At 61.1% G+C, this 21,805-nt stretch carries 23 protein-coding genes; 10 read left to right on the top strand and 13 right to left on the bottom strand.

Annotated features, from left to right (window positions below; translation table 11 throughout):
• Positions 1-24: 24 nt before the first annotated feature.
• Positions 25-207, top strand: coding sequence for a serine hydroxymethyltransferase (serine methylase)(shmt) (locus tag HMPREF7215_RS02660; protein ID WP_009164078.1), 183 nt, complete (start codon positions 25-27; stop codon positions 205-207).
• A gap of 324 nt (positions 208-531) precedes the next feature.
• Positions 532-1,350 (top strand): formate/nitrite transporter family protein, encoded by an 819-nt coding sequence (locus HMPREF7215_RS02655; protein ID WP_009164077.1) that lies wholly within the window; start codon positions 532-534, stop codon positions 1,348-1,350.
• A 385-nt stretch (positions 1,351-1,735) separates the two neighbouring features.
• On the opposite strand, the gene gyrB is transcribed toward HMPREF7215_RS02655, so the two are convergent.
• Together gyrB and HMPREF7215_RS02645 are read right to left on the bottom strand one after the other, a co-directional pair.
• The gene (gene gyrB / locus HMPREF7215_RS02650) at positions 1,736-3,634 is read right to left on the bottom strand and encodes a DNA topoisomerase (ATP-hydrolyzing) subunit B (RefSeq protein WP_009164075.1); all 1,899 of its coding nucleotides are present in this window, start codon (positions 3,632-3,634) and stop codon (positions 1,736-1,738) included.
• Positions 3,631-3,843 carry a hypothetical protein gene (locus HMPREF7215_RS02645; RefSeq protein WP_009164074.1) on the bottom strand — a complete coding sequence of 71 codons (213 nt, stop codon included), beginning with the start codon at positions 3,841-3,843 and terminating at the stop codon, positions 3,631-3,633. The genes gyrB and HMPREF7215_RS02645 overlap by 4 nt, the downstream gene beginning before the upstream one ends.
• A 491-nt stretch (positions 3,844-4,334) precedes the next feature.
• Here HMPREF7215_RS02645 and HMPREF7215_RS02640 point away from each other — a divergent pair, with 491 nt between their 5' ends.
• Positions 4,335-5,714 (top strand): MATE family efflux transporter, encoded by a 1,380-nt coding sequence (locus HMPREF7215_RS02640; RefSeq protein WP_009164072.1) that lies wholly within the window; start codon positions 4,335-4,337, stop codon positions 5,712-5,714.
• Between the two features lie 78 nt (positions 5,715-5,792).
• Here HMPREF7215_RS02640 and HMPREF7215_RS02635 read toward each other — a convergent pair whose 3' ends face one another.
• The 6 genes from HMPREF7215_RS02635 to HMPREF7215_RS02610 all read right to left on the bottom strand — a co-directional run bounded on the left by HMPREF7215_RS02635 (position 5,793) and on the right by HMPREF7215_RS02610 (position 9,026).
• Positions 5,793-6,122, bottom strand: coding sequence for a type II toxin-antitoxin system RelE family toxin (locus HMPREF7215_RS02635; protein WP_009164071.1), 330 nt, complete (start codon positions 6,120-6,122; stop codon positions 5,793-5,795).
• Positions 6,119-6,442 (bottom strand): type II toxin-antitoxin system Phd/YefM family antitoxin, encoded by a 324-nt coding sequence (locus HMPREF7215_RS02630; RefSeq protein WP_009164070.1) that lies wholly within the window; start codon positions 6,440-6,442, stop codon positions 6,119-6,121. Before HMPREF7215_RS02630 ends, HMPREF7215_RS02635 begins: the two co-directional genes overlap by 4 nt.
• 231 nt (positions 6,443-6,673) lie before the next feature.
• Positions 6,674-7,093: a Fur family transcriptional regulator gene (locus HMPREF7215_RS02625; protein WP_009164069.1), complete on the bottom strand. Its 420-nt coding sequence runs from the start codon at positions 7,091-7,093 to the stop codon at positions 6,674-6,676.
• A gap of 19 nt (positions 7,094-7,112) precedes the next feature.
• Positions 7,113-7,553 (bottom strand): Dps family protein, encoded by a 441-nt coding sequence (locus HMPREF7215_RS02620; protein ID WP_009164068.1) that lies wholly within the window; start codon positions 7,551-7,553, stop codon positions 7,113-7,115.
• A 305-nt stretch (positions 7,554-7,858) separates the two neighbouring features.
• Complete coding sequence (locus tag HMPREF7215_RS02615) at positions 7,859-8,533, bottom strand: HAD family hydrolase (RefSeq protein ID WP_009164067.1); 675 nt, start codon at positions 8,531-8,533, stop codon at positions 7,859-7,861.
• Entirely contained in the window at positions 8,526-9,026 is a 501-nt protein-coding gene (locus HMPREF7215_RS02610) for an NUDIX hydrolase (protein ID WP_009164066.1), read from the bottom strand. Before HMPREF7215_RS02610 ends, HMPREF7215_RS02615 begins: the two co-directional genes overlap by 8 nt.
• Before the next feature lie 98 nt (positions 9,027-9,124).
• On the opposite strand from HMPREF7215_RS02610, the gene HMPREF7215_RS02605 reads away from it, so the two are divergent.
• Positions 9,125-9,502: a DUF488 domain-containing protein gene (locus HMPREF7215_RS02605; RefSeq protein ID WP_009164065.1), complete on the top strand. Its 378-nt coding sequence runs from the start codon at positions 9,125-9,127 to the stop codon at positions 9,500-9,502.
• A gap of 135 nt (positions 9,503-9,637) precedes the next feature.
• On the opposite strand, the gene HMPREF7215_RS02600 is transcribed toward HMPREF7215_RS02605, so the two are convergent.
• From HMPREF7215_RS02600 to HMPREF7215_RS02590, 3 genes are all read right to left on the bottom strand, one after another.
• Positions 9,638-10,633, bottom strand: coding sequence for an autotransporter outer membrane beta-barrel domain-containing protein (locus HMPREF7215_RS02600; protein WP_009164064.1), 996 nt, complete (start codon positions 10,631-10,633; stop codon positions 9,638-9,640).
• Positions 10,634-10,742: 109 nt separating this feature from the next.
• Positions 10,743-11,885 carry a double-cubane-cluster-containing anaerobic reductase gene (locus HMPREF7215_RS02595; RefSeq protein ID WP_009164062.1) on the bottom strand — a complete coding sequence of 381 codons (1,143 nt, stop codon included), beginning with the start codon at positions 11,883-11,885 and terminating at the stop codon, positions 10,743-10,745.
• The gene (locus HMPREF7215_RS02590; RefSeq protein WP_009164061.1) at positions 11,882-12,652 is read right to left on the bottom strand and encodes an acyl-CoA dehydratase activase; all 771 of its coding nucleotides are present in this window, start codon (positions 12,650-12,652) and stop codon (positions 11,882-11,884) included. The genes HMPREF7215_RS02595 and HMPREF7215_RS02590 overlap by 4 nt, the downstream gene beginning before the upstream one ends.
• A 524-nt stretch (positions 12,653-13,176) precedes the next feature.
• Between HMPREF7215_RS02590 and HMPREF7215_RS02585 the strand changes: the two genes are divergently transcribed.
• From HMPREF7215_RS02585 to HMPREF7215_RS02560, 6 genes are all read left to right on the top strand, one after another.
• Positions 13,177-14,400: a CaiB/BaiF CoA transferase family protein gene (locus tag HMPREF7215_RS02585; protein WP_009164059.1), complete on the top strand. Its 1,224-nt coding sequence runs from the start codon at positions 13,177-13,179 to the stop codon at positions 14,398-14,400.
• A 13-nt stretch (positions 14,401-14,413) separates the two neighbouring features.
• Complete coding sequence (locus HMPREF7215_RS02580; RefSeq protein WP_009164058.1) at positions 14,414-15,316, top strand: hydroxymethylglutaryl-CoA lyase; 903 nt, start codon at positions 14,414-14,416, stop codon at positions 15,314-15,316.
• Between the two features lie 16 nt (positions 15,317-15,332).
• Complete coding sequence (locus HMPREF7215_RS02575) at positions 15,333-16,610, top strand: SLC13 family permease (RefSeq protein WP_009164057.1); 1,278 nt, start codon at positions 15,333-15,335, stop codon at positions 16,608-16,610.
• A 72-nt stretch (positions 16,611-16,682) separates the two neighbouring features.
• On the top strand, positions 16,683-17,582 hold the full coding sequence (locus HMPREF7215_RS02570; protein WP_009164056.1) for a LysR family transcriptional regulator: 900 nt from the start codon (positions 16,683-16,685) through the stop codon (positions 17,580-17,582).
• 31 nt (positions 17,583-17,613) lie between these two features.
• Entirely contained in the window at positions 17,614-19,404 is a 1,791-nt protein-coding gene (gene iorA / locus HMPREF7215_RS02565; RefSeq protein WP_009164055.1) for an indolepyruvate ferredoxin oxidoreductase subunit alpha, read from the top strand.
• Positions 19,401-19,994, top strand: a complete 594-nt coding sequence (locus HMPREF7215_RS02560) for an indolepyruvate oxidoreductase subunit beta (protein ID WP_009164054.1) — start codon at positions 19,401-19,403, stop codon at positions 19,992-19,994. Before iorA ends, HMPREF7215_RS02560 begins: the two co-directional genes overlap by 4 nt.
• A 214-nt stretch (positions 19,995-20,208) precedes the next feature.
• On the opposite strand, the gene HMPREF7215_RS02555 is transcribed toward HMPREF7215_RS02560, so the two are convergent.
• A complete protein-coding gene (locus HMPREF7215_RS02555) occupies positions 20,209-20,979 on the bottom strand; it encodes a LamB/YcsF family protein (RefSeq protein ID WP_009164053.1) in 771 nt (256 codons plus the stop codon).
• Between the two features lie 16 nt (positions 20,980-20,995).
• Positions 20,996-21,805, bottom strand: an 810-nt coding sequence (locus HMPREF7215_RS02550; protein ID WP_009164052.1) for a 5-oxoprolinase subunit C family protein, incomplete at its 5' end; no start/stop codon positions are given.

Below are 21,805 nucleotides of genomic sequence, written 5' to 3'. Positions count from 1 at the left end.
GATTGAAGAGTTCTCGGCAGCCCGATGATGACCACCCGCGGCGCAAAAGAAAAAGAAATGTACCGCATCGGCCGTCTGCTCGGACAAACGCTGAAAAACAGAGACGCCCCCGAAAAGCTGAATGAGATCGCCGCCGAAGTGCGAACCATCGCCGAAAGTCACCCCGTGTTCTCCGGCGAGTGGGTTCCGGCGGCCTGCAGAGAATGACGGAGGCGCTTTCCCCACGCAGCGAAAGGTTCCTGGGCAGGAAAACCGCGGCGGCCGGGGCATTCGTTCCTCGAAAAAGAAGCATAAAACCGTCCCCAACTCCTCCAAATGTCACAAAACAGCTCTGGAAATTCCGTCACGGTCTCGAGGATAATAGAAACGTTCACAAAAGCCGCGGCCGGCTTTTCACCGCGCCGTCCGGAAGGGCTTGCCGCAGCGCGACAGAGATTTTTAATCGACACCGGGTATTCAGAAAAGAAACGGAGCGTGCTGTGATATGAGACATCTCTTCAAAGATCGCACGGCGACGCCTGAGGCCGCACGATGAACCTGTTTTCTCCGGCGGAAGTCGTCGCCAATTACGCCGCGGCGGGAGCCGCGAAAACTCGTCTCCCCGTCTGGAAGATCTTGCTGCTGGGCATGCTGGCGGGATTCTGCATCGCCACAGCGGCGGCGGCGGCGAACGTGATTTCGCACAACGCCGGCGCCGCGGCGTCGGTCCGCCTGCTGTCGGGACTGGTCTTCCCTTTGGGTTTGATCATGGTGATCCTGCTGGGCGCGGAGTTGTTCACAGGCAACTGCCTGATCTCCATCGCCGTACTCGACGGCACGGCGACAGTCGGCGGCATGCTGCGCAACTGGAGTTGCGCCTACGTCGGGAATTTTGTCGGCGCGGCGCTGACCGCCGCCGCGTGCGTTTACGCAGGGCAGCTGCACTACTCCGACGGCGGGCTGGCCCTGTTCACGATGAAGCTCGCGGCCGCGAAGTGCGCGCTGGCTTTTGTCCCGGCCGTGCTGTTGGGAGTGCTGTGCAATGTCCTTGTCTGTGCGGCCGTGCTGTTGGCGCTTTCCGGCAAAGACCTGTGCGGGCGCGCCGCAGGCGCGTACTTTCCCGTGGCGTTTTTCGTCATGTGCGGCTTCGAACACAGCGTGGCGAACATGTTCTATGTGCCTGCCGCCCTGTTCGCGAAGAGCGTGCCGCTGTACGCGCAGAAGGCGGCGGATGCCGGCCTCGACCTGAGCGGATTGACGTGGAAAAATTTCCTCGCCGGCAACCTTCTGCCCGTGACGCTGGGCAACGTCGTCGGCGGCGTGCTGTTCGGCGCGCTGATGTGGGGCTGCTTCGCAAAAAAGAAAACGTGAATCGAATCGGAGAAATGAAAAAAGCTCCAGCCGAACCGCAGCGTTCGGCTGGAGCTTTTTCGTGTGCTGCAATCAATACTGATTCTCAATGAAAAAACGTCATTGATACTAATTCTTGATGGAAGGTGTTAGCATATTTTTCTGGGCGCTGCGAGGGAGTTCAGTCGCTCGGAACTATCTCGACCGCTGCGCAGCTCGCTTTGTGAATCTTCCCCGCAACGCCCTCGTGTTGGGCTTTTTGATTAAGAAATAGTATGAAAATGCCGCGCTGGCGGCCGCGCCGCAAAAAACATGCGGCGTGCGGCTTCATGCCGTTTTCGACGCGCTCGCGGCGCTCTGAAAAGGGCGAAGCGCCTTTGCCTTTTTCAACGAAAACCAGTATAAATCACACGTCCAGATTGTGCACTTCGTGGGCGTGCTGTTCGATAAACTGGCGGCGGGGTTCGACGCGGTCGCCCATGAGGATGTCGAAATATTCGTCGGCGCCGGCCAGGTCGTCCAGCTCGATCTGCTTGAGCAGGCGCGTGGCCGGGTCCATAGTCGTCTCCCAAAGCTGGCCGGGATTCATCTCGCCCAAGCCCTTGTAGCGCTGCACGGCGGCTTTTTTGCCGTCGGCCGCGAGCCCGTCCATGAATTTGCGCAGCTCCTTGTCGCTGTAAAGATAGTCCACTTTCTTGCCGACCTGCACGCGGTAGAGCGGCGGCACGGCTTGATAGACGTGTCCTTTCTCGATCAGCTCGCGCATGTGGCGGAAGAAAAACGTCAGCAGCAACGTGCTGATATGCGCGCCGTCGACGTCGGCGTCGGTCATGATGATGATCTTGTTGTATCTCAGCTTGCCGATGTCGAAATCTTCGCCGATGCCGCAGCCGAGCGCCTGGATGATGACGCGGATTTCCTTGCTGCCGAGCATCTTGTCCATGCGCGCCTTTTCGACGTTGAGAATCTTGCCGCGCAGGGGCAGAATGGCCTGGAACTTGCGGTCGCGTCCCTGTTTGGCGCTGCCGCCGGCCGAGTCGCCCTCGACGATGTAGACTTCGCAGTTTTCGGCGGTGCGGCTGGAGCAGTCAGCCAGCTTGCCCGGCAGAGAAAGACCGCTCAGCGCCGATTTGCGCACGAGCTCGCGGGCTTTTTTGGCGGCTTCGCGGGCCTGGCGGGCCTTGATGGCCTTTTCGATGATCGGCTTGATCACCGACGGGTCTTCTTCGAGCGCCTGCAGGATGCCGTCGTAAAGGAGCGAGTCGACGATGCCCTTGACGTTGCCGTTGCCCAGCTTGGTCTTGGTCTGGCCTTCGAACTGGGGATTGCCCAGCTTGACGGAGAGCACGCAGGTCAAGCCTTCGCGCAGGTCGTCGCCGGAGAGGTTCTCGTCCTTTTCCTTGAGCACGCCGGCGCGGCGGGCGCCTTCGTTGATGCCGCGAGTCAAAGCGCTACGCAGGCCGGCCACGTGGGTGCCGCCTTCGATGGTGTTGATCAAGTTGGCGAACGAGTAAAGCCTTTCGATGTACTCGTCGGTGTACTGGAAACCGGCCTCTACCGCAACGCCGTCCTTTTCGCCGCGGATGACGATCGGTCTGGGCGTCAGCGTCTGTTTGCCCTTGTTGATGTAGGCGACGAACTCCGAGACGCCGCCTTCGTAATGATATGTCCAGGTCTTGCCTTCGGCTTCGTCGACGAAGATAAACTTGAGTCCCGGGATCAGGAAGGCCATCTCGCGGAAGCGATTGCCCAACGTCTCGGCCGAAAAGGCGACCTCGTCGAAAATTTCCGCGTCGGGCCTGAATGTCACCGTCGTGCCGCGCTTCGCCGTCGGCGTGCCGCCGGTCAGGCCGGAAACGGGCGTGCCGCGCTCGAAACGTTCGTGCCATTCCCTGCCGTCGCGGTAGACCGTGACCTCCAGCCATTCGGAAAGCGCGTTGACGACCGAAACGCCGACGCCGTGCAGGCCGCCGGAGATCTTGTAATTGTGATTGTCGAACTTGCCGCCGGCGTGCAGCACCGTCAGCACCACTTCGAGGGCGGGACGCCCGTTGGAGGGATGCGGATCCACGGGAATGCCGCGGCCGTTGTCGCTGACGCTGACGCTCTGGTCGGCGTGCAGCGTCACCGTGATTTCCGAGCAGAAGCCGCCCAGCGCCTCGTCGACCGAATTGTCAACCACCTCGTACACGCAGTGGTGGAGCCCTCTCGTCGTCGTATCGCCGATGTACATGCCCGGCCGCTTGCGGACGGGGTCGAGCCCTTCCAGAATTTGTATGTCTTCGGCTGTGTACTGAGTGCTCATGAATCATTGACCTCCTGTGAACGGGGAAGCGCCACGTGCCGAGCTCCCCTCATCAATTCCCGATAGCGCCGCTTCAACGTCACCGGGCGGAAGCCCGTCACGCTGGTATGCCCGTCGCCGTAATAAACCGTGGTGCGCCCTTCGTCGTGGACCAGCGCGACCACGTTCTCGAGAAAAATACAATCCTCGCCTTCGATGGGAATGAACATGCCGCGCCTCCTTCCAACGCCGCGCGGGCAGATTTATGAAACCAGAACCAATCTATTATACCAGAAAAAACGACGAATCTTCGGCCTCCGCGCGCCTTTCGACCAAAATCGGGGGCGGGAAATGTCGGCGCCGGAAACCGCTTGGAGGGATTTTCGTTCCCTTGCGAAAACCACGACACATGTTTTGATTTTGCAGCGTGGCGTGATATAGTAAGCTCACGCGTGTCCGTTCGGCATGAAGAGGGGGCATGACATGGACAAGATCAGACTGGGGGGAAACGGGCCGATCGCGCACGCCGGGGGATGCGCCCCCGCGTCGCGCGGCTGATACTGTTTCTCGATTAAAATGCCGCGCTTCGCGCGGCCGTGCCGCAAAGAACATGCGGCACGCGATTTCATGCAGTTTCCGACGCGCCGTTGGCGCTCCGAAAAGGCCAGAGAAACCGTGCCCTTTTTAACGAAAACTCGTATGAGCGGAGCGGTGAGACGAAATGGACGGGGAAAACAGACAAATCATCGAGGGCGTGATCTGGAAGCAGCTGCTGATCTTTTTCTTCCCGATCCTGTTGGGAACGTTCTTTCAGCAGCTGTACAACACCGTCGACGCCATCATCGTCGGCCGCTTCCTGGGCAAGGAGGCGCTGGCCGCCGTGGGCGGCCCTTCGGGCTATCTGGTCAACCTGCTGCTGGGGTTCTTCATCGGCCTCTGTTCGGGGGCCACGGTGGTGATCGCACAGTTTTTCGGCGCCGGCGACGCCGAGCGCGCCTCACGGGCCGTGCATACGTCGATGGCGCTGTCGATCGCGGCGGGCGCGGCGATGTCGCTGGTCGGCGCCTTCCTGGCGGAGCCGGCGCTGACGGCGATGGACACGCCGCCGGAGGTGCTGCCTCATGCCGTGAGCTATCTGCGGATCTATTTCGGCGGGATCCTGTTCATGTTCGTCTACAACATGGGAGCCGCCGTGCTGCGCGCCAAAGGCGATTCCAAGCGTCCCTTTTACCTGCTCGTGCTGGCCACGATCGTCAACATCGCGGGCGATATCGTCTTCGTCGTTCATTGGGGCTGGGGCGTGGCGGGCGCGGCGTACGCCACGGTCCTGTCGCAGCTGGCCAGCGCCGCGGGCGTATGGATCTTTTTGGCGCGCGAAGCGGGGGCTTTCCGGCTTCGTTTGCGCGGACTCCTCCGTCCCGACCGGGTGATCCTCGGCAGCGTCGTCCGCATCGGATTGCCTTCGGGGCTCCAGTCGACGATGTATTCGCTCTCCAATATCGTCATCCAGTCGACGGTCAACGGCTTCGGCGTCGACACCGTGGCGGCCTGGACGGTGTGCGGCAAGGTCGACCGGATGTACTGGCTGATCATCAACGCGCTCGGCGTGGCCGTGTCGACGTTTTCCGGACAGAATTTCGGCGCCCGCAAATATGACCGCGTCCTGCGCAGCATCGGCGTGAGTGCGGCACTGGGGACGGCGCTCTCGCTGTTTTTCGGCGCGGTTTTCGTGACCTGGGGCGCGCCGCTGTACGGGATCTTTACCGACGATCCCGCCGTGATCTCCATCGGCATGGAGATCATCTGGCTCATCGCGCCCTGGTACTTCGCCTACGTGCCCATTGGCGCGCTGGCCAGCGGCATGCGCGGCACCGGCGATTCATTTGTTCCCACGGCGATGACGGCGCTGGGCATCTGCGGTTTCCGCCTGCTCTGGATCTGGGGCGTGGTGCCGTTCGACCACAGCGTCCGCACCGTTTTCATCGGTTATCCGGTCAGCTGGGCGCTGACGTCGGCCTTTTTCCTGCTTTACCACTGGAAAGGGAACTGGATGCGGCGCAGCATTCTCCGCGCCGGTCACAAGACGGTACGGCGAGGATGAAGATCCGCCTATAGCTCCTGAAAATCTGCAAGAGGCTTCGCCACATGACAAAGACCGGCGTTTTTTGCCGGTCTTTGCTCATAGATCATGTTTGTTTCTTCTGGCGGCTGCTTCCCGATAAGCCCGCCCGTCTGTGCGTGCGGAGATCACGATGATCTTCATCGTCGTTTCCGTATATTCCACCTTATAGACGACCCGGATACCGAGGTCGCGGAGTTTGATCTTCAGAAGATTGGTGAGATTGCTTCCGCCTTTGTGCCCTAAAGGCTTACCGTATCCGCCGTCCCGCATCGGGAGGGGATTTTGGGAGACTTTATCGATCCCTTTTAAAACCTGTATCTGCACGGTGTGATCCAGTTTCTTCAGATCTCTTTTCGCTTCTTCCAGAAATTCGATATTCCAGTTCATTCGATTGCAACGTCCCCCGCTTCCGCAAGGTCGGCATCGCTGATGCCAAGTTCGGACATGACTTCGCTCATGGAAGAAGTCGGAACGGAAGCGTTGCCCGCCAGGCGCTCGGCAGCTTCCATCAAAAGAGCGTAATCTTCCTCGATCTCGCTCAGGCGGCCGAACTCCGCCGGGGAGAGAATGACCGCGGCAGGCTGATTATTCTTCAAGACAATCAGCCGATTTTCGGTGTGAAGCCTGTCAAAGATGCGAGACGCTTGCCCCCTGTTGAACTGCGTGATCGGGACAAGGCTGTTCAGGACGTCGGCGGTATAAACCATAATATCATCTCCTTGAGTGTTCTTTACCTGCAGTATATGCGGTAGCAGGAGAAAAGTCAATAAAAAGGAATGAATAAATAACGATAAATAGTAATGCAATAGTGAAAGATACGTGAGAATCGAATCTTTAGCTGGATATAAAACGTCGCGGCGCGGAAAAAAATCAGCCCGCAGGTCCTCTTCAGGAGCTGCGGGCTGATTTTTTTCCCGTGCGTTTTAGGGCCGAGGCTTTCATCCCTTGCCTTTTTGATCCAAAGCGTTTTTTCGGCATTCAGCGCAGACGCCGCTGATCGTCAACGAGACGTTCTCGGGCACGTCGCCGTCTTCCAGTGTGAACGCGCCGGCGGCCTCGCGGGCGTCGATCGGCTCGAGATCCCTGACTTTGCCGCATTTGGTGCAGACGAAATGGGCGTGATCGCAGCAGATGCAGTCGTAGCGTTCGGCGTTCTGCAGCGCGGAGATCCGGCGGATCTTCCCGCTTTCCTCGAGCAGTTTGAGATTGCGGTAGACGGTGCCGAGGCTGAGATTGGGCATTTTCGCCTTGAGCTCCGTGTAGATGGTCTCCGCCGAAGGATGCTCGTGGGTGGACCGCAGATAGTCGTAGATCATGTCCCGCTGCTGCGAATGGCGCGTTTTTTTCTCCCCGGGCATCCGGCCGCTCCGTTTCCCGCTACTTCGTCATCGACTCGACGAACCAGATCTTTTTGCTGAACTCTTTGATGTGGTCTTCCATCATATTCGCGGCGTCAAAAGCGTCTTCCGCGTCGGCCGCCTTGCGGATGTCCGCGGCCTGGTCCCTGAGGAGCTTCATGTCGGCGAGGAGAATGCCGAGCGCGTCGCCGATCGGGATCTCCCCGGACTCGATTTCCTTGACGCTGGCCAGTTCGAGATACTGCTTCAAGCTCGCCGCGGGCAGCTCGCCGTTCATGCGCAGCAGTTCCGCCGCTTCGTCGAGAATGTCGGCGTAATCGTCGTAGACGGACTCGAGATACTCGTGGACGGCCTTGAACTGAGAACCGACGACGTTCCAATGCAGATTGTGCATCTTGACAAACGACACGCCGATGTTCGCGATGTAACCGTTGACCTTGTTGACGAGATTTTTGTTCATGAAAAAATTCCTCCGTTTGATTTTTGAGTTGGAGACGAAAGCGTCTCTTTTTTGAATCTGACCGTATTATAGCGGCGGATTTTTCATTTGTCAATAGCAGGAATCATTATCTTTTACGTTTTTTATTCCCTCGAAAAACAGAGAAGCACGGAAAGTGAAAACATGATGAAGAACGCCCGTGCCATTCAACGCTACAGTATGACGGGGAAGGGGCTGCGGAGGCGGGGCTTTTGCCGCCCTGCGGAAAAGAGGGCGGCGAATGTCGAGGCGAGGCGAACCGTCGGCGTTCGCCTCGCCTCGACATTTCATATGGAATCGGAACCGGGCTGCCCGGCGCCCGCTTTTGTCCAATCGGCGACGCACTCGTCGGCCAAAGCCCGCAGCGCCGGCCAGTCGGCCGAGCTGGCGGCGTCGTAGACGGCGACGGCGTAAAAGCCGGCGTTCTTCGCCGTCGTCAGCGCGGAAAGCGAGTCCTCGAACACGGCCGTTTCCGCCGGAGCGGAACCGAGGCGGCGGGCCGCCTCGAAGTACACGTCGGGACGGTTTTTGCTGGCGCCGACTTCTTCGCAGCTGAGCATGAAACGGAACTCGCGGTCGACGCCGAGGCGGCGCAGGCACAATTTCACGAGCGGCACGCTGGTGGCCGAAGCGGTGCAAAGCGCCGCGCCGCGGCGGACGAGCCCCCGAAGGTACTCCTTCACGCCGGGCTTGAGCGGCACGTCGCGCTCGTAATGGCGGCGCATCACGTCGTTCATCTCGGCGACGATGCTCTCGGGCGTGCCGGAAAATCCCAGCTCGGCGATAAAGGCCCGCGCCGCGTCGCGCAGCGTCATCGGCTTGAGACGGGCGATCAGCGCCTCGAGCTCCGCCCCCGGCGCCGCGCCGCGGCGGGCCAGATACTCGCGCTCCATGCGCTGCCAATAGCCCATGGAGTCGACGAGCGTGCCGTCCATGTCGAAGATGGCGAATTTTTTATCCATGGTTTCTCTCCCTTGGGAGCTCCGGAAGCGGCCGCGGCGTTCCGTTCAGCGCCCACTCGGCCAGACGCTCGCCTTCGTAACGCAGCTTGAGCGAGAAAAACGGCGCCTCCTCGGCGAGCAAGCGCAAAAATATTTTGTCGCCTTCCCAGAGGTTGAGCGATTCGATCTCGTCCTTCGGGATCCATTCGAGCGCGCCCTCGCCGCAGGCATGAGGCGTTCCTCCAAAGCCGGAGGCGGTATAAAGGCACATGTACTCCGTGCCCCAGCGGTCGGACACGAACGTGACCAGCCCGCGAAAGCGGAACTCCGTCAGCTCGTAGCCGGTCTCTTCGCGCACCTCGCGGCGCAGGCAGTCTTCCGGGCTCTCCCCTTCTTCCAGCTTGCCGCCGACGCCGATCCACTTGTCGCGGTTCTCGTCGTTCTCCTTGACGGTCCGGTGCAGCATCAGCCAGCGGCCGCCGCGTTCCATGTAGCAGAGCGTGGTGATCTTCATGAGCCCAACTCCTTTTGTGCGTGACGGGATGATCTCTTGAATAAAAACCGCAAGAGATTCATAATGGAGCATCGTCGATCGATGAGGAGGGACGTGCGATGCTTCATGCGTTGAAAACAAAGCGGGTGTATCTTCCGGCAGAGGCGGGCGACGGCTTCCGCGCGCTCGTGGACCGGCTGTGGCCGCGCGGCCTTTCCAGAGAAAAGGCCGCCCTCGATCTGTGGAACAAGGCGGTGGCGCCCAGCGCGGCGCTGCGGACGTGGTTCGCCCACGATCCGGCGCGCTTCGCCGCGTTCCGCTCCGACTATCTGGCCGAACTGGCGGGCAACCCGGCCGCGGCGGCATTCGCGGAACTCTGCCGCGAGCGCCTGAAGGAAGGGGACGTGACGCTGCTGTTCGGCGCCAAAGACCCCGACCACAATCAGGCGGTCGTGCTCAAAGAATGGCTGCTGTCGGAGCTCGGCGCGGAGCGCTGAGCGTCGCCTTCGCGGACCGGGCAGCCCCCCGGGGCGAAGGCCGCGGTGCGGGGCTGTTTTTTCGAAAAAATGTTCCACGAGGAACATTTTGACACCGACACAGTCGTCAGGCTGGTTCAATGCGCTGAGTCGAAATCACATATCCCAGCGCGGGGCGAACGATCCGCTCAGACTGCGCTGATGCCGCCCGATCCTGCCGCCCAGGCCGAGTGCAACGGAAAGGTTGCGGCGCCTCGCTTCCAGCCCGGCCGTAAGGCGAAACAGGGCGCGGTCGAGCGGGCTCGTGTCGTAATGGGCCAACTCGCGGCCGGAAGGAAGGCGCTGGCGGATGGTCAGCCCGCGGTCGCCCGTGACGCGCTCGTACGCGACGCTGAGCGAAGGCTGAAAGCACCAGCCATGGCGCGTGGGCGGACAGCGCCATTCAAAGCGGAGGCCGACGGGAATCGTCCACTGCGCGGCGTCGTCGATTTCGAACAGAAGCCCTCCGGCGGCGAATTCTTTCTGTTCCAGACGGCGCCAGCGCAGCCCCGCGAAGGGGCTGACCGAGAGCGCGCCGCGGCGCGGCAGGTTCCAGAAGATCTGCACGCCGCCCCGGAACATCCTGCTCTTCGCATCGTCGACGCGAAAGATCCGTCCCGCCGCCGCGGCCGTCACGTCGGCGCTCTGCCAGTCGAGCCCGGCGTCGGCAAGGATGGTGGACGTCCCGGCGTGGCGCACGGCGTACAGCGATGCGCCCAGGCTGGCGCTGTCGCTGTCGGTGCCGTTCAGCGCGCCGCGCCCGCGCATCTTCATGCGCGCGGCCGCAAAAGCGAGCCCGGCGTCCGTCCCCCGCCCGATGCGCCGGTCGAAACCGGCCACGATGCCGGAACCGCGCAGCGTGATGTCCGGCATTCCCGGACGGCTGTCGAGGCTGCCGCCGTGAAACCACGCGCGCAGCCAGGCGCTGCCCGTCTGCGAACGGTGGCGGACGCTCCACAATCCCTCTGCGGCCAAAAGCGCCGCGCTCCGCTTCTGCGTTCCGGCCTCCGCCTCCGGACGGGCGGCCGCCGGCAGCGCCAAAAGCAGCGGCGCGAGAACGGCCGCCAGTAGAAAGCGCGCCAGACGATTCCCCGGTGAAGAACTTTTTTTCATGGGAAAAGCCCCTCCTGTCGGGGCTGATTATAATACGAGAGCGGCAGAAACGACAAACGGCGGCGGGAAGAGTTTTCGCTCTTCCCGCCGCCGTTTGTCGTTCCTGTTTTCACAGCATCTCGATGAACGCGCCGATGCGCGTGGCCAGCTGCTCCTTGTCGTTCTCGGAGAAGTCGGTCTCCACTGCCAGATAGTTGCTGCCGAGGCCGTGCACGAACTCGCGCACGCGGTACGTCTCGACGGCGTAGGTGTGGCACGACGTCAGCGTCATGTCGAGCACGCCATCGACACGGTACAGGTCGCTCAGATAGCGGATCGCGTTCAGTCTCGCCTCGTTGGGGCTCATGACCGAGCAGCCGATGCCGAGATATTTTTCGGCTAACGCCTCGAGCGGCTCCTTGTTTTCATCGACGAGATAGCGCAGTTCCTTTTCGCCGCCGCAGTTCTCGTAGCAGGCCACCAGTCCGCCGGCCGCTTCGACGGCGTCGATCACCTTCGTGGCGCCGCTGATCGGGCATCCGGTGACCATCACGCGCGGTTTCTTGCCGAGGCCGCGGTTCTCGCCCGCCTCGACGGCGGCGCGCAGGTCGGCGACCTGCCGATCGAGCCAGGCGATGGCGGCTTCCTTGTCGAAATGGAAGCTCATGTACTCGCCGAACTCCCAGATCTCGTGCCCGGTCAGCGGCGGATTTTCCAGCTCGGCCAGCGACCACAGCCCGCGCAGGGCCGTACGCTCGCGGTTGCGCAGGCGGATGGCGGCGCGCAGGTCGTCGTCGGTGATCTTATGGCCGGTGAAGCGCTCCATTTCCTCTTTGAAGAGCGCGAATTCGTTTTTCATGATCTGCAGATCCTCGGGACGGTCGCCGCGCTGCGGCAGCTGGATCGTGTAAACCGGCCTGATGTCGTTGAGCAGCTCGAACATCTTCTTCTTGCCGTCGCAGGTCGATTCGGCAACGACGAGCCCGCAGAAATGGAAGTACGGGCAGGTGTCGGTCATGGCGTGGCCGTAACTGGCCTTGATCAGCGGGCAAAGGTTGCGCGGCAGGCGCTCCTCGGCGGCGGCAATGGGCTTCTGGCTGCGCGAACACAGCGAAGCCGACACGGCGCCGGCGGCGTGGATGATCTCCCACGGCACGAACGTGCAGTACGTGCCGACGATGGGCACGCCCTGTTCGCTCAGTTCCTTGATAAGCACCGGACCGTCCTTGGCGTGCTCCCTCATCCCCTCGACAATCTCTTCGATCGTTCTCATTCGATGGCCCCCCAGCCAATCAGCGCGGCGCCGAGCGCGCCGGCGAATTGCGATTTTTCGTGGACCTGCACGGGGCAGTCCAGCTCTCTTTCCAAAAACGCCCGCAGCGACGGGCTGCGCGACAAACCGCCGGAAAAAAACAGCGGCGGCTTCATCCCTACCTTGGCGAGCATCCCCGCCGAACGCGAGGCGATGCTCTTGAGCAGGCCGCGCACGATGTTCTCGCGCGGCACGCCGCGGGCGAGGTTGCCGATCACTTCGCTCTCGGCGAAGACGGTGCACATGCTCGACAGCGGCTCGATCGGGCCGTCGGCCGGAATGGCGCCGAAGCTCTCGACGTCGTAGTCCAGCGCGTGGCTGAGCACCTGAAAAAAGCGCCCCGTGCCGGCGGCGCACTTGTCGTTCATGGCAAAATCCACCACGCCGCCATGCTCGTCAAGCCGGATCACTTTGCTGTCCTGCCCGCCGATATCGAGCACCGTGCGCGCCTGCGGACAGAGTTCATGCGCGCCGCGGGCGTGGCAGGTGATCTCGGTGACCTGCTTTGTGGCGGCCGTCAGCGTGCGGCGCCCGTACCCCGTCGAGATCAGCGCGGCCAGATCCTTTTCGCTCAGTTCGTGCCGCCGCAGCAGCTCCGCGATCATGGACTGGCCTGCGTCGCGCGGACTCCAGCCCGTCGGCGCGAGCCCCCACTCCAGCGCCTCGCCGCCGTAAAGGACTCCCTTGACGGCGGTGGAGCCGATGTCGATTCCCAGCACGAGCTTCATGATGGCCTCCCAAATTTACAGTCTGCATAATGATTATAACTGAACAACGATATTTTTCAACGTCATAAATGGGCAAAAATCGATGGATTTTTTCCCGTCTGGCAGAGACGGTCGGGCGGAAAAGTTTTTTCGAAACGGAATGACCGACGAAATTCCGACGTTTTACGCGAACACGTGCCGCCGCGATTTTTTGTTTTAAAGTCGCTCCGATATGCTGTAATATTATTTCTTAATCAAAAAGCCGAACATAAGGGTGCTGCGAGAAAGATTCAAAAAGCGAGTTATGCAAACTGCGCAGCGGTCGAGATGGGATCTGTCGTTGCCCAAAATGTTCTAACCGCTCCCCTGTTCGCAGCTCTTTTCGGCTTACCGTGCGACGTCGCAGAGGTCTGGTTCGGCATTGTTGCCGAACCGGCAAAACAGTGTTTCAAAATTTGATTTGATTAACAAATCATTTGCTTTTATAATACGAATACAGGCTCACACAAAGCCCTGACAAAAATCACAAAGAGGAGGAAACACAAATGGCACAGCACAGAGAGGGGATTCTTCAGGGAATCCGCGTCATCGACTTTACGGATTTCCTGGCCGGTCCTTATATCGGCATGTACTTCGCGGATATGGGCGCGGACGTCATCAAATTCGAAAACCTGAAAAGTCATGGCAACTTCGTCCGCAACGCAAGACCCCTTGAGCCGAAAACCGGCCTGAGCATGTACTTCCAGAACCTCAACCGCAACAAGCGCGGCGTGGCTCTCGATCTCAAGCAGGACGAGGGCAAGAAGCTCTTTGCCGAGCTGGTCAAATCCGCCGACGTCCTCATCGAGAACAACCGTCCCGGCGTGATGAAGCGTCTTGGCTTCGGCTGGGAAGAGTGCAAAGCGCTGAATCCCCGCCTCATTTACGCTTCGATCTCCGGCTTCGGGCAGACCGGGCCCAATTCCTACAAGCCCGGCTACGATCTGATCGCCCAGGCGATGGGCGGCAGCATGAGCATCACCGGCTGGCCCGGCATGGAACCCACCCGCGCCGGCATGGCCATCGGCGATCTGTTCGCCGGATTGAACGTCGGCGTCGCCGTTTGCGCTTCGCTCTACGAGCGCGAGAAGACCGGACTGGGCAACCACATCGACGTCGCCCTCGTCGACTCCATCGTTTCCGGCATGGAGGCCAAGCTGATGCAGTACGTCTACACCGGCGAGTCGCCCGTGATGACCGGCAACAAGTACATCTCCAGCGCGCCCTACGACTCGTTCAAGGCAAAGGACGCCTGGTTCGTCATCGCCTCCGGCACCGACAAGCATTTCGAAGTACTCTCCGCCGCCATGGGCATGCCCGAGCTGGCTCGGGATCCGCTGTACTGCGACACCGAACTTCGCAAGAAGAACGCCGACGCGCTCAAATCGGTCATCGAAAACTGGGCCGCCGACAAGACCGTCGCCGAAGTCATTGCCATCATCGACAAAGCCGGCATCCCCGCCGCTCCGATCTACGACTGCGAAGCGCTCTGCAAGGACGACAGCATCATCAAGGACCGCGAGATGCTCGTCACGGTGCCTTCGCCCAAGAACCACAAGGAAGTCGCCGAGCTGACCGTCATCGGCAACCCGATCAAGATGTCCGAAACGCCGGTGAAATACAAGAAGGCCGCACCCGACCTTGGCGAGGACAACGACGAGATCTTCAGGGAACTCGGCTTCAGCGACGAGCAGCTGGGCGCCTTCAAGGCCGCGGGCGTCATGAACTGAGGAGGTGAAGATCATGTCGCTGCCGAAAAAAGTCCTGATCTCCGAGGTCGCTCCCCGCGACGGCTGGCAGAACCATCCCGTTCCCATCCCGACGGAAACCAAGATCAAGTACATCGAAAAGATGGTCGACTGCGGCGCGCGCAAGATGGAGATCACGTCGTTCGTGAATCCCAAGTACGTCCCGCAGATGGGCGACGCGCGCGAGGTCTTCCGGGGAGCGCGCTCGTATCTTGAAGAGCACGGCGTCACCGCCTTCGCCCTGACTCTCAACCAAAAGGGCGTGGAGAACGCCCGCGAAGCCGGATTCACTCACGTCGAGTTCGTGCTCTCCGTGTCCGAGGAACACAACCTGCGCAACTCGCGCCGCACTATCCGGGAGTCGCTCGACGCCTTCAAGGAGCTTGCCGCCAACGCCGAAGGTCTGCACATCATCCTCGCCATGCCCTGCGTGTTCGGTTCCCCGTTCGGCGACGAAGTGCCGGTGGAACGCGTCAAATGGCTCATCGACGAGGCTCAGAGCGTTGGCGTCGCCGAGTTCGGCATCGCCGATACGGCCGGCATCAGCACGCCCGAGAACACCCGCCGCGTCGTCACGGCCATCCGCGAGTACACCGACCTGAGCAAGGTGTCGCTGCACATGCACGACACTTACGGCATGGGACTTGCCAACTGCTATGTGGCGATGGAAGAGGGCATCACGATGATGGATTCCTCTCTCGCCGGCATGGGCGGCTGCCCCTTCGTGCCCGGCGCCAAGGGCAACATCGCCACCGAAGATCTCGTTTATATGCTGGACAAGATGGGCGTCGAGACCGGCTACGACCTGAACAAGCTCAACCAGACCGCGGCTGAGATGGCAGCCGAGATCCAGGCGACGGTCATGAGCGCTCAGGGAGCTGTCTGCAAGCACAAATAAAAGGAGGATATGGTCTATGGACGTTTTATCGCTCATTCTCTTCATTGTCGTCATCGCGCTTGCATTTTTCCGGAAGAACAACATCGGCGTCCTTGCCTTGGCTGTAGGCGTCGTCGCCGTGCGCCTGTTCGGCATGAACGACAGGGCACTGATCGGCGCCGTCAACGTCTCCCTGTTCGTGACGCTGGTCGGCATCACGCTGCTCTTTGCCGTGATTACCAGCACGGGAGCGCTCGAACTGCTGGCCCGCAAGATCATCGCCAGGGCCGGCAAGCGCACGTGGATGATCCCGATCCTCATATATCTCGCCGGTTTCACGATCGTCGCGGTCGGCCCCGGCGGCGTGCCCGCGCTGGCCATCATCCCGCCTCTTGCGGCCGCTATCGCCGTGGAGGTCGGCTATAATCCTCTGATGCTGTCACTGATCGGCATTTGCGGCATGACGTCCGGTCGCTTTTCGCCGATCACGCCCGAGGGTACCATCATCCTCAGCGCCGTCGCCAAAGCCGGATACACCGGCAACGTCACTCCCGCGATCTGGGTCAACGCCGTCCTTTACAATCTGATCCTAGCCGTCGTCATCTATATCGCGTTCAAGGGCTACAAGATCAAAGCCACTCCCGACGCCGAAGTCAAGCAGGCCGAAAAATTCAGCGGCAAGCAGATCGTCGCTCTGCTGAGCATCCTCGTGATGCTCTTCCTTATCGTCTACGCGAAGGTCAACCTCGGCCTCGCGGCGCTGTCGGTCGCCGCCGTCCTGCTCGTTTTCCACGTCGCGGACGACAGCAAATGCATCAAGGCCATCCCCTGGAACACGATTATCCTTGTTCTCGGCGTCGGCGCGTTGCTCTCGATCGTCGCCCAAGCGGGCGGCATCGCCCTGCTCAGCGACGGGCTCAGCAAGATCATGAGCAACAGCACGTCCACGCCTTTGATGAGCCTATCGGCTGGCCTGCTCAGCCTCGTCAGCAGCGCTCTGGGGGTCGTCTACCCGATGATGATGCCGATGTGCATCGACATCGCCAAGCAGATTGGCGGCGTCAACCCCGCAGCTTTGATGTCCGCCGTCGCGGCGGCCGGCGCGGCCAGCGGCATCTCGCCGATGTCCACGGGCGGCGCGCTGATCATTGCGGCGATCGTCGGCGAAGAACGCATCAATCTTACCAAGGAAGACGAAAACAAGCTCTTTGTGCAGCTTTTGATCATCTCCATGCTGACTCTCGTGCTGCTTTTCGTGGTCTCATGGCTCTTCTACGGGCCTGTCGCAAACGTTTTCAGCCCCTCGGCGCTCTAACAGTTCGAAAATCATGGCGGCGCATTCGGAATGCTCTAAAGAATAGAAATATTGTTTCGGAGGGGGCCTGACATGCGTATCGACGATATCGAATGTTTCCGCATTCTCGCGGAAACGCTGAACTACACCAACGCGGCCGACCGGCTTTATCTCACGCCGTCGTCGCTGACGAGGATCATACAGCAGATGGAAGCCGAGCTGGGCTTTCAGCTCTTTGACCGCAGCCGCCGTTCCGTCTCGCTGACGGCGGCCGGTCAGAGCTTTTATCTGAACAGCGAGGGGATTCTTGCCAGCTACTACGCCGCGGCGGAAAAAGCGCGCTACGCGCAGGAAGGGCATTCCGGGATCATCCGTCTGGCGGTAAACGTATACTTCGTTAACTCTTTCGTGTACGAGCTTCTGAACGATTACCAGACGGGACACCCGGATATTCTCGTGCGGGTGAGCGGCAGCAACACCGAACGAATGATCTACGATCTCAACACGGGAACGATCGACTGCGCCATCTGCACCGGCCGACCGGCGGACCGCGATATCGAGCGCATCGTGCTGCGCAAATATCGCGACTGCGCCGTGTTCTCCACTCGCCATCCGCTGGCACAAAGGGGAGAGGTCGCGTTCGCGGAACTGAAGCAGGAGCGTTTCGTCGTCATCGCCCGCTCTCTGGCCCGTCGCGGCTATGAGCAGATACGGGCGCGGGCGAGAGACGCCGGTTTCGACGCCTCGGTGGAGGAAAACGCTTCCAGCGTCGCGCATCTGCTTGCGATCGTCGCGACGGGGCGTTATGTGACGCTTTTGTCCGATAACTATCGCAGTCTTGCGGCCGGAAGGCTGAAGTTCGTTCCGCTGGCGGATAAGGGGACCGTCGAGCTTTCATTTCTCTGGAACCGTAACTGCGGAAATCCCTGTGTGCCGATCTTCGCGGATTACATCAGGAAGAATTGCAAGCGCAAAGCAAGTGATTCTGAGTAAAGCAGCAAAGCAATTAAAAGGGGGAATTGAATTGATCAAGAAACTCATGACCGGCGACGAAGCCGTCGCCAGAGGCGCGTACGAAGCGGGGGTTTGCTTCGCCTCCGCCTATCCCGGCACTCCCAGCACCGAGATCCTCGAAAATGCCGGCGCGTACAAAGAGATCGCCGCGGAGTGGGCTTCCAACGAAAAAGTCGCGATGGAAGCCGCCATCGGCGCTTCTCTGGGCGGCGTGCGCGCCATGGCCGCGATGAAGCACGTCGGCCTGAACGTGGCTGCCGACCCGATCTTCACCTATTCCTACATGGGCGTCTCGGGCGGCATGGTTTTTGTCTCCGCGGACGACCCGAACATGCATTCCTCGCAGAACGAGCAGGACAACCGCAATTACGCGAAGTTCATGAAGGTCCCTATGCTCGAACCCTCCGACTCGCAAGAGGCCAAAGACATGTTCCGCGCCGCCTTCGACCTCTCCGAAAAGTTCGACACGCCCGTCATGTTCCGCATGACCACCCGCGTCTGCCACTCCAAGTCGCTTGTCGAGCTCGGCAAGCGGAAGGAATTCGACGCCATCCCCTACGTGAAAAACCGCATGAAAAACGACCCCGTCCCAGCCATCTCGCGCCAGCTTCGCGTGAAGATGCTCGACCGCGATCGCAGGTTGAGCGCCTATTCCAACGACTGTCCCTTTAACTTCGCCGAGTACAACGGCTCGAAAAAAATCGGCATCGTGGCCAACGGCGTTTCCTACCAGTACGCCAAAGAGGTCTTCGGCGACAGCGCTTCCTACCTCAAACTCGGCATGACCAATCCCATGCCCATGGACCTGATCCGCGAATTCCGCGCCAACGTCGAGACGATGTACGTCATCGAAGAACTCGATCCTTATATGGAAGAGCAAATTCGCGCAGCCGGCATCGACTGCATCGGCAAGGAAAAGATCCCTTCGGTCGGCGAACTGACCCCGAACCTCGTCCGCGAGGCTTTGCTCGGCACAAAGGCCAAAGAGATCGAATTCAACCACAATCTGATCGTCGATCGTCCGCCTGCCCTGTGCGCCGGCTGCCCGCACCGCGGCTTCTTCTACGAGTGCGCCAAGCACAAAGACACCGTCATGGTCGGCGATATCGGCTGCTACGCCCTTGGCGGCAGCGAACCGCTGAACGCCAAGGATTTGGCTCTGTGCATGGGTTCCGCTTTTTCGCTGGCACACGGCATGGACAAAGCCTTCAAGAGAAGCGGTCAGGAAAAGACGATTGTCGCCTGCATGGGAGATTCGACCTTCTTCCACACCGGCATCAATTCTCTTGAGGAAGTCGTTTACAACGATTCCCGCGTCATCTGCTGCATCCTCGACAATCGCATCACCGGCATGACAGGCCATCAGGAGAATCCTGGCACTGGCTACACGCTGAAAGGCGAGCCGGCGAACATCATGGATATCGAGACGATCGTCCGCGCCCTTGGCGTGACCCGCATTCGCACCGTCAACCCGCTCAAGCTGGACGAGATGAAGGAAGCGCTCGACTGGGCGTATCAGGAAGTCCGCGAAGCTCCCGTGGTCCTGATCACCCGCTGGCTCTGCGTCCTCAAAAAACTCTCCACGGAAGACCGGCGCGAGTTCCGCATCGCACCGGGCCAATGCACCGTCAATCACGAGAAATGCATCGGCTGCAAAAAATGTTTGCAGACCGGCTGCCCTGCGCTGAGCTTCGACAAGTACGAACGCAAGGTCAGCATCGACAGGATGCAGTGCGTCGGCTGCACGGTCTGCGCCCAAGTCTGTCCGGTGAAAGCGATCGTGAAAGGAGCGAGAAAATGAGCAAGAACAAAACGAAAAGCGTTCTTCTCGTCGGCGTCGGCGGACAGGGGACCATCCTCGCCAGCAAAATCCTCACCGCCGGGCTCATCGAGGCGGGATACGACGTGAAAATGAGCGAAGTTCACGGCATGAGTCAGCGCGGCGGTTCCGTTTCCACTCAGGTCCGCTACGGCGAAAAAGTCTATTCCCCGATCATCGGCAAAGGCGAAGCCGACGTGCTCGTTTCGTTCGAGACGATGGAAGCCATCCGCTGTCTGGACGGGCTCAAGCCGGGCGGAAAGGTCGTCGTGAACGATTATAAAATGCCGTCGCTTCCCATTCTCAGCGGCGCCAAGGAGTACCCGGACGGCATCATCGAAGAGCTCAAAAGCAAGGTCCCCACGCTCGCGCTGGACGCGGCGCAGGTAGCCCGCGACAACGGCAATCCCCGCGGCATGAACGTCGTCTTACTCGGCGCGCTCGTTCAGTTGCTGGGCATCGCGAACATCGACTGGACGGCGGCCGTGAAGGCCAATGTCAAGCCTCAGTTCGTCGACGGCAATCTCCGCTGCCTCGAAGCGGGGATGAAACTCGCCGAATCGCTCGCATAATATCGACCCTTGAGAGAACGACTCATCTCATGGCGATTCTTGATAGAAAAGTATTGCCGGAGTTTGCCGGACGCTGCCAAGGAATTCAGTTGCTCGGAACTACCTCGACCGCTGCCCTGAATTGCTTTCAATAAAGAGACCGCCTCAATTGTCTTTTGAGGCGGTCTCTTTTTGGTGGCGCGCCCAGCGGGAGCGCTTGTTTCCCGTGCCGGCGCTAGACGATCTGCGCCAGCGGGGCGATCTCGATGCCGGCTTCGACGAGCCGGGACCGCAGGGTCTGGGCCATCTGCACGGCCGTGGGCGAGTCGCCGTGCAGGCAGATGGAGTGGGGGCGCAGCTTCACGGTCGTGCCGTCGATCGCTTCGACGACGCCTTCTTTGACCATGCGGATCACGCGCGCGGCGGCGATTTCCGCGTCGCGCACGAAGGCGCCTTCCCTGCTGCGGGGCACGAGCGTGCCGTCGGGCATGTAGCCGCGGTCGGCGAAGGCTTCGGCGGCGTAAGGCAGGCCGATCTTCGCGGCAGCTTCGTCGAACTTCGATCCCGCCAGCCCCATCAGGATCAGCCCGCCGGCGTCCTTCACGGCCTGCGCGAGGGCTTCGGCTTCCTCGATCTTTTTGGCGGCGCTGTTGTACATGGCGCCGTGGGGCTTGACGTGCTGGAGTTTCATGCCCGCCGCCTCGCAGAAAGCGCGCAGCGCGCCGATCTGATACAGCGCGTCGGCGTAAATCTCGTCGGGCGTGCAGGCCATGTTGCGGCGGCCGAAGCCGACCAGATCGGGATAGGCGGGATGCGCCCCCACGGCCACGCCCGCCGCTTTCGCCGCCGCCACCGTGGCGCGCATCACGACGGGGTCGCCGGCGTGGAAACCGCAGGCCACGTTCGCCGACGAGACGAAGGTGAGCACGTCGCCGTCGCGCCCCATTTTCCAAGCGCCGAAACTTTCCCCCAGATCGCTGTTCAAATCCACTCGATAGGTCATCATCTGTCCCTCCTCCGGATCAATCCAATCGTTCCCAGGTCACGGCGTAATCTTTGCCTTCGACGTTCAGCTTCATCGCTCCCGACCGCGCCGGAGCCGCTGCGGTCGCCGCCGCCGGTTGCGCCGCGGCGTGCTGCACGAACAGGCGCAGCCGCTCGACTTTCGCCGCTTCGGCGCGCGACAGTTCGACGCCTTCGTCCTGGCTGAGCGGCGCGAAGCGCACCTTTTCGCCGGGCATTTTCTGCGCCAGGCGCGCCACGTCGAGCGCGTGCACGACGGCGATCTTCACGTAGCCGCCGGTGGTCTGGCGGTCGGCCATCATCACGATCGGCAGGCCGGAGCCGGGCGCCTGCACGGCTCCCATGGGGATGCCGTCGGAAACGATGTCGGGGCCTTTCGCGTGTTCGATGGCGCGGTCGCTTTCCAGGCGGCAGCCCATGCGGTCGGCCGAGGTGGAAACGGTGTATTCGGTCTCGAAGAACGTTTTCAGTCCTGCGGGCGTGACGTAGGAATCCTGCGGGCCGGGCACGGCGCGCAGCGGCGAATCTCCGTAATCGGGGCGCAGTTCCGCCGGGCAGGCAGCGCCGACGATGTTGCGCCACAGCGACCACGGCGTGCCGGCTGGCAGCTCGTCGCCGTCTTTCAGCTTGCGCCCTTCGAGGCCGCCGATCTTCGCTTTCATGTAGGTGCTGCGGCTGCCCATCACCGGCGGCACCTCGATACCGCCGCCGACGCAGACGTAGGCGCGGCAGCCGCGCCCGTGCGGGGCGCCGAAGCCGAGCCGGTCGCCGTCTTTCACGGCGACGGCCGTCCACATCGGCAGAGGCGC

Origin of the sequence: Pyramidobacter piscolens W5455, assembly GCF_000177335.1 — a bacterium.
Taxonomy (GTDB): domain Bacteria; phylum Synergistota; class Synergistia; order Synergistales; family Dethiosulfovibrionaceae; genus Pyramidobacter; species Pyramidobacter piscolens.
The sequence above is the reverse complement of the archived record's forward strand: the minus strand, read 5'-3'. Positions and strand labels throughout refer to the sequence as shown.

What these genes read in the sequence shown, in the direction of transcription:
- HMPREF7215_RS02660 (WP_009164078.1), top strand. Translation starts at nt 25, where the DNA reads ATGATGACCACCCGCGGCGCAAAAGAAAAAGAAATGTACCGCATCGGC.
- HMPREF7215_RS02655 (WP_009164077.1), top strand. Translation starts at nt 532, where the DNA reads ATGAACCTGTTTTCTCCGGCGGAAGTCGTCGCCAATTACGCCGCGGCG.
- gyrB (WP_009164075.1), bottom strand. Translation starts at nt 3,634, where the DNA reads ATGAGCACTCAGTACACAGCCGAAGACATACAAATTCTGGAAGGGCTC.
- HMPREF7215_RS02645 (WP_009164074.1), bottom strand. Translation starts at nt 3,843, where the DNA reads ATGTTCATTCCCATCGAAGGCGAGGATTGTATTTTTCTCGAGAACGTG.
- HMPREF7215_RS02640 (WP_009164072.1), top strand. Translation starts at nt 4,335, where the DNA reads ATGGACGGGGAAAACAGACAAATCATCGAGGGCGTGATCTGGAAGCAG.
- HMPREF7215_RS02635 (WP_009164071.1), bottom strand. Translation starts at nt 6,122, where the DNA reads ATGAACTGGAATATCGAATTTCTGGAAGAAGCGAAAAGAGATCTGAAG.
- HMPREF7215_RS02630 (WP_009164070.1), bottom strand. Translation starts at nt 6,442, where the DNA reads ATGGTTTATACCGCCGACGTCCTGAACAGCCTTGTCCCGATCACGCAG.
- HMPREF7215_RS02625 (WP_009164069.1), bottom strand. Translation starts at nt 7,093, where the DNA reads ATGCCCGGGGAGAAAAAAACGCGCCATTCGCAGCAGCGGGACATGATC.
- HMPREF7215_RS02620 (WP_009164068.1), bottom strand. Translation starts at nt 7,553, where the DNA reads ATGAACAAAAATCTCGTCAACAAGGTCAACGGTTACATCGCGAACATC.
- HMPREF7215_RS02615 (WP_009164067.1), bottom strand. Translation starts at nt 8,533, where the DNA reads ATGGATAAAAAATTCGCCATCTTCGACATGGACGGCACGCTCGTCGAC.
- HMPREF7215_RS02610 (WP_009164066.1), bottom strand. Translation starts at nt 9,026, where the DNA reads ATGAAGATCACCACGCTCTGCTACATGGAACGCGGCGGCCGCTGGCTG.
- HMPREF7215_RS02605 (WP_009164065.1), top strand. Translation starts at nt 9,125, where the DNA reads ATGCTTCATGCGTTGAAAACAAAGCGGGTGTATCTTCCGGCAGAGGCG.
- HMPREF7215_RS02600 (WP_009164064.1), bottom strand. Translation starts at nt 10,633, where the DNA reads ATGAAAAAAAGTTCTTCACCGGGGAATCGTCTGGCGCGCTTTCTACTG.
- HMPREF7215_RS02595 (WP_009164062.1), bottom strand. Translation starts at nt 11,885, where the DNA reads ATGAGAACGATCGAAGAGATTGTCGAGGGGATGAGGGAGCACGCCAAG.
- HMPREF7215_RS02590 (WP_009164061.1), bottom strand. Translation starts at nt 12,652, where the DNA reads ATGAAGCTCGTGCTGGGAATCGACATCGGCTCCACCGCCGTCAAGGGA.
- HMPREF7215_RS02585 (WP_009164059.1), top strand. Translation starts at nt 13,177, where the DNA reads ATGGCACAGCACAGAGAGGGGATTCTTCAGGGAATCCGCGTCATCGAC.
- HMPREF7215_RS02580 (WP_009164058.1), top strand. Translation starts at nt 14,414, where the DNA reads ATGTCGCTGCCGAAAAAAGTCCTGATCTCCGAGGTCGCTCCCCGCGAC.
- HMPREF7215_RS02575 (WP_009164057.1), top strand. Translation starts at nt 15,333, where the DNA reads ATGGACGTTTTATCGCTCATTCTCTTCATTGTCGTCATCGCGCTTGCA.
- HMPREF7215_RS02570 (WP_009164056.1), top strand. Translation starts at nt 16,683, where the DNA reads ATGCGTATCGACGATATCGAATGTTTCCGCATTCTCGCGGAAACGCTG.
- HMPREF7215_RS02560 (WP_009164054.1), top strand. Translation starts at nt 19,401, where the DNA reads ATGAGCAAGAACAAAACGAAAAGCGTTCTTCTCGTCGGCGTCGGCGGA.
- HMPREF7215_RS02555 (WP_009164053.1), bottom strand. Translation starts at nt 20,979, where the DNA reads ATGATGACCTATCGAGTGGATTTGAACAGCGATCTGGGGGAAAGTTTC.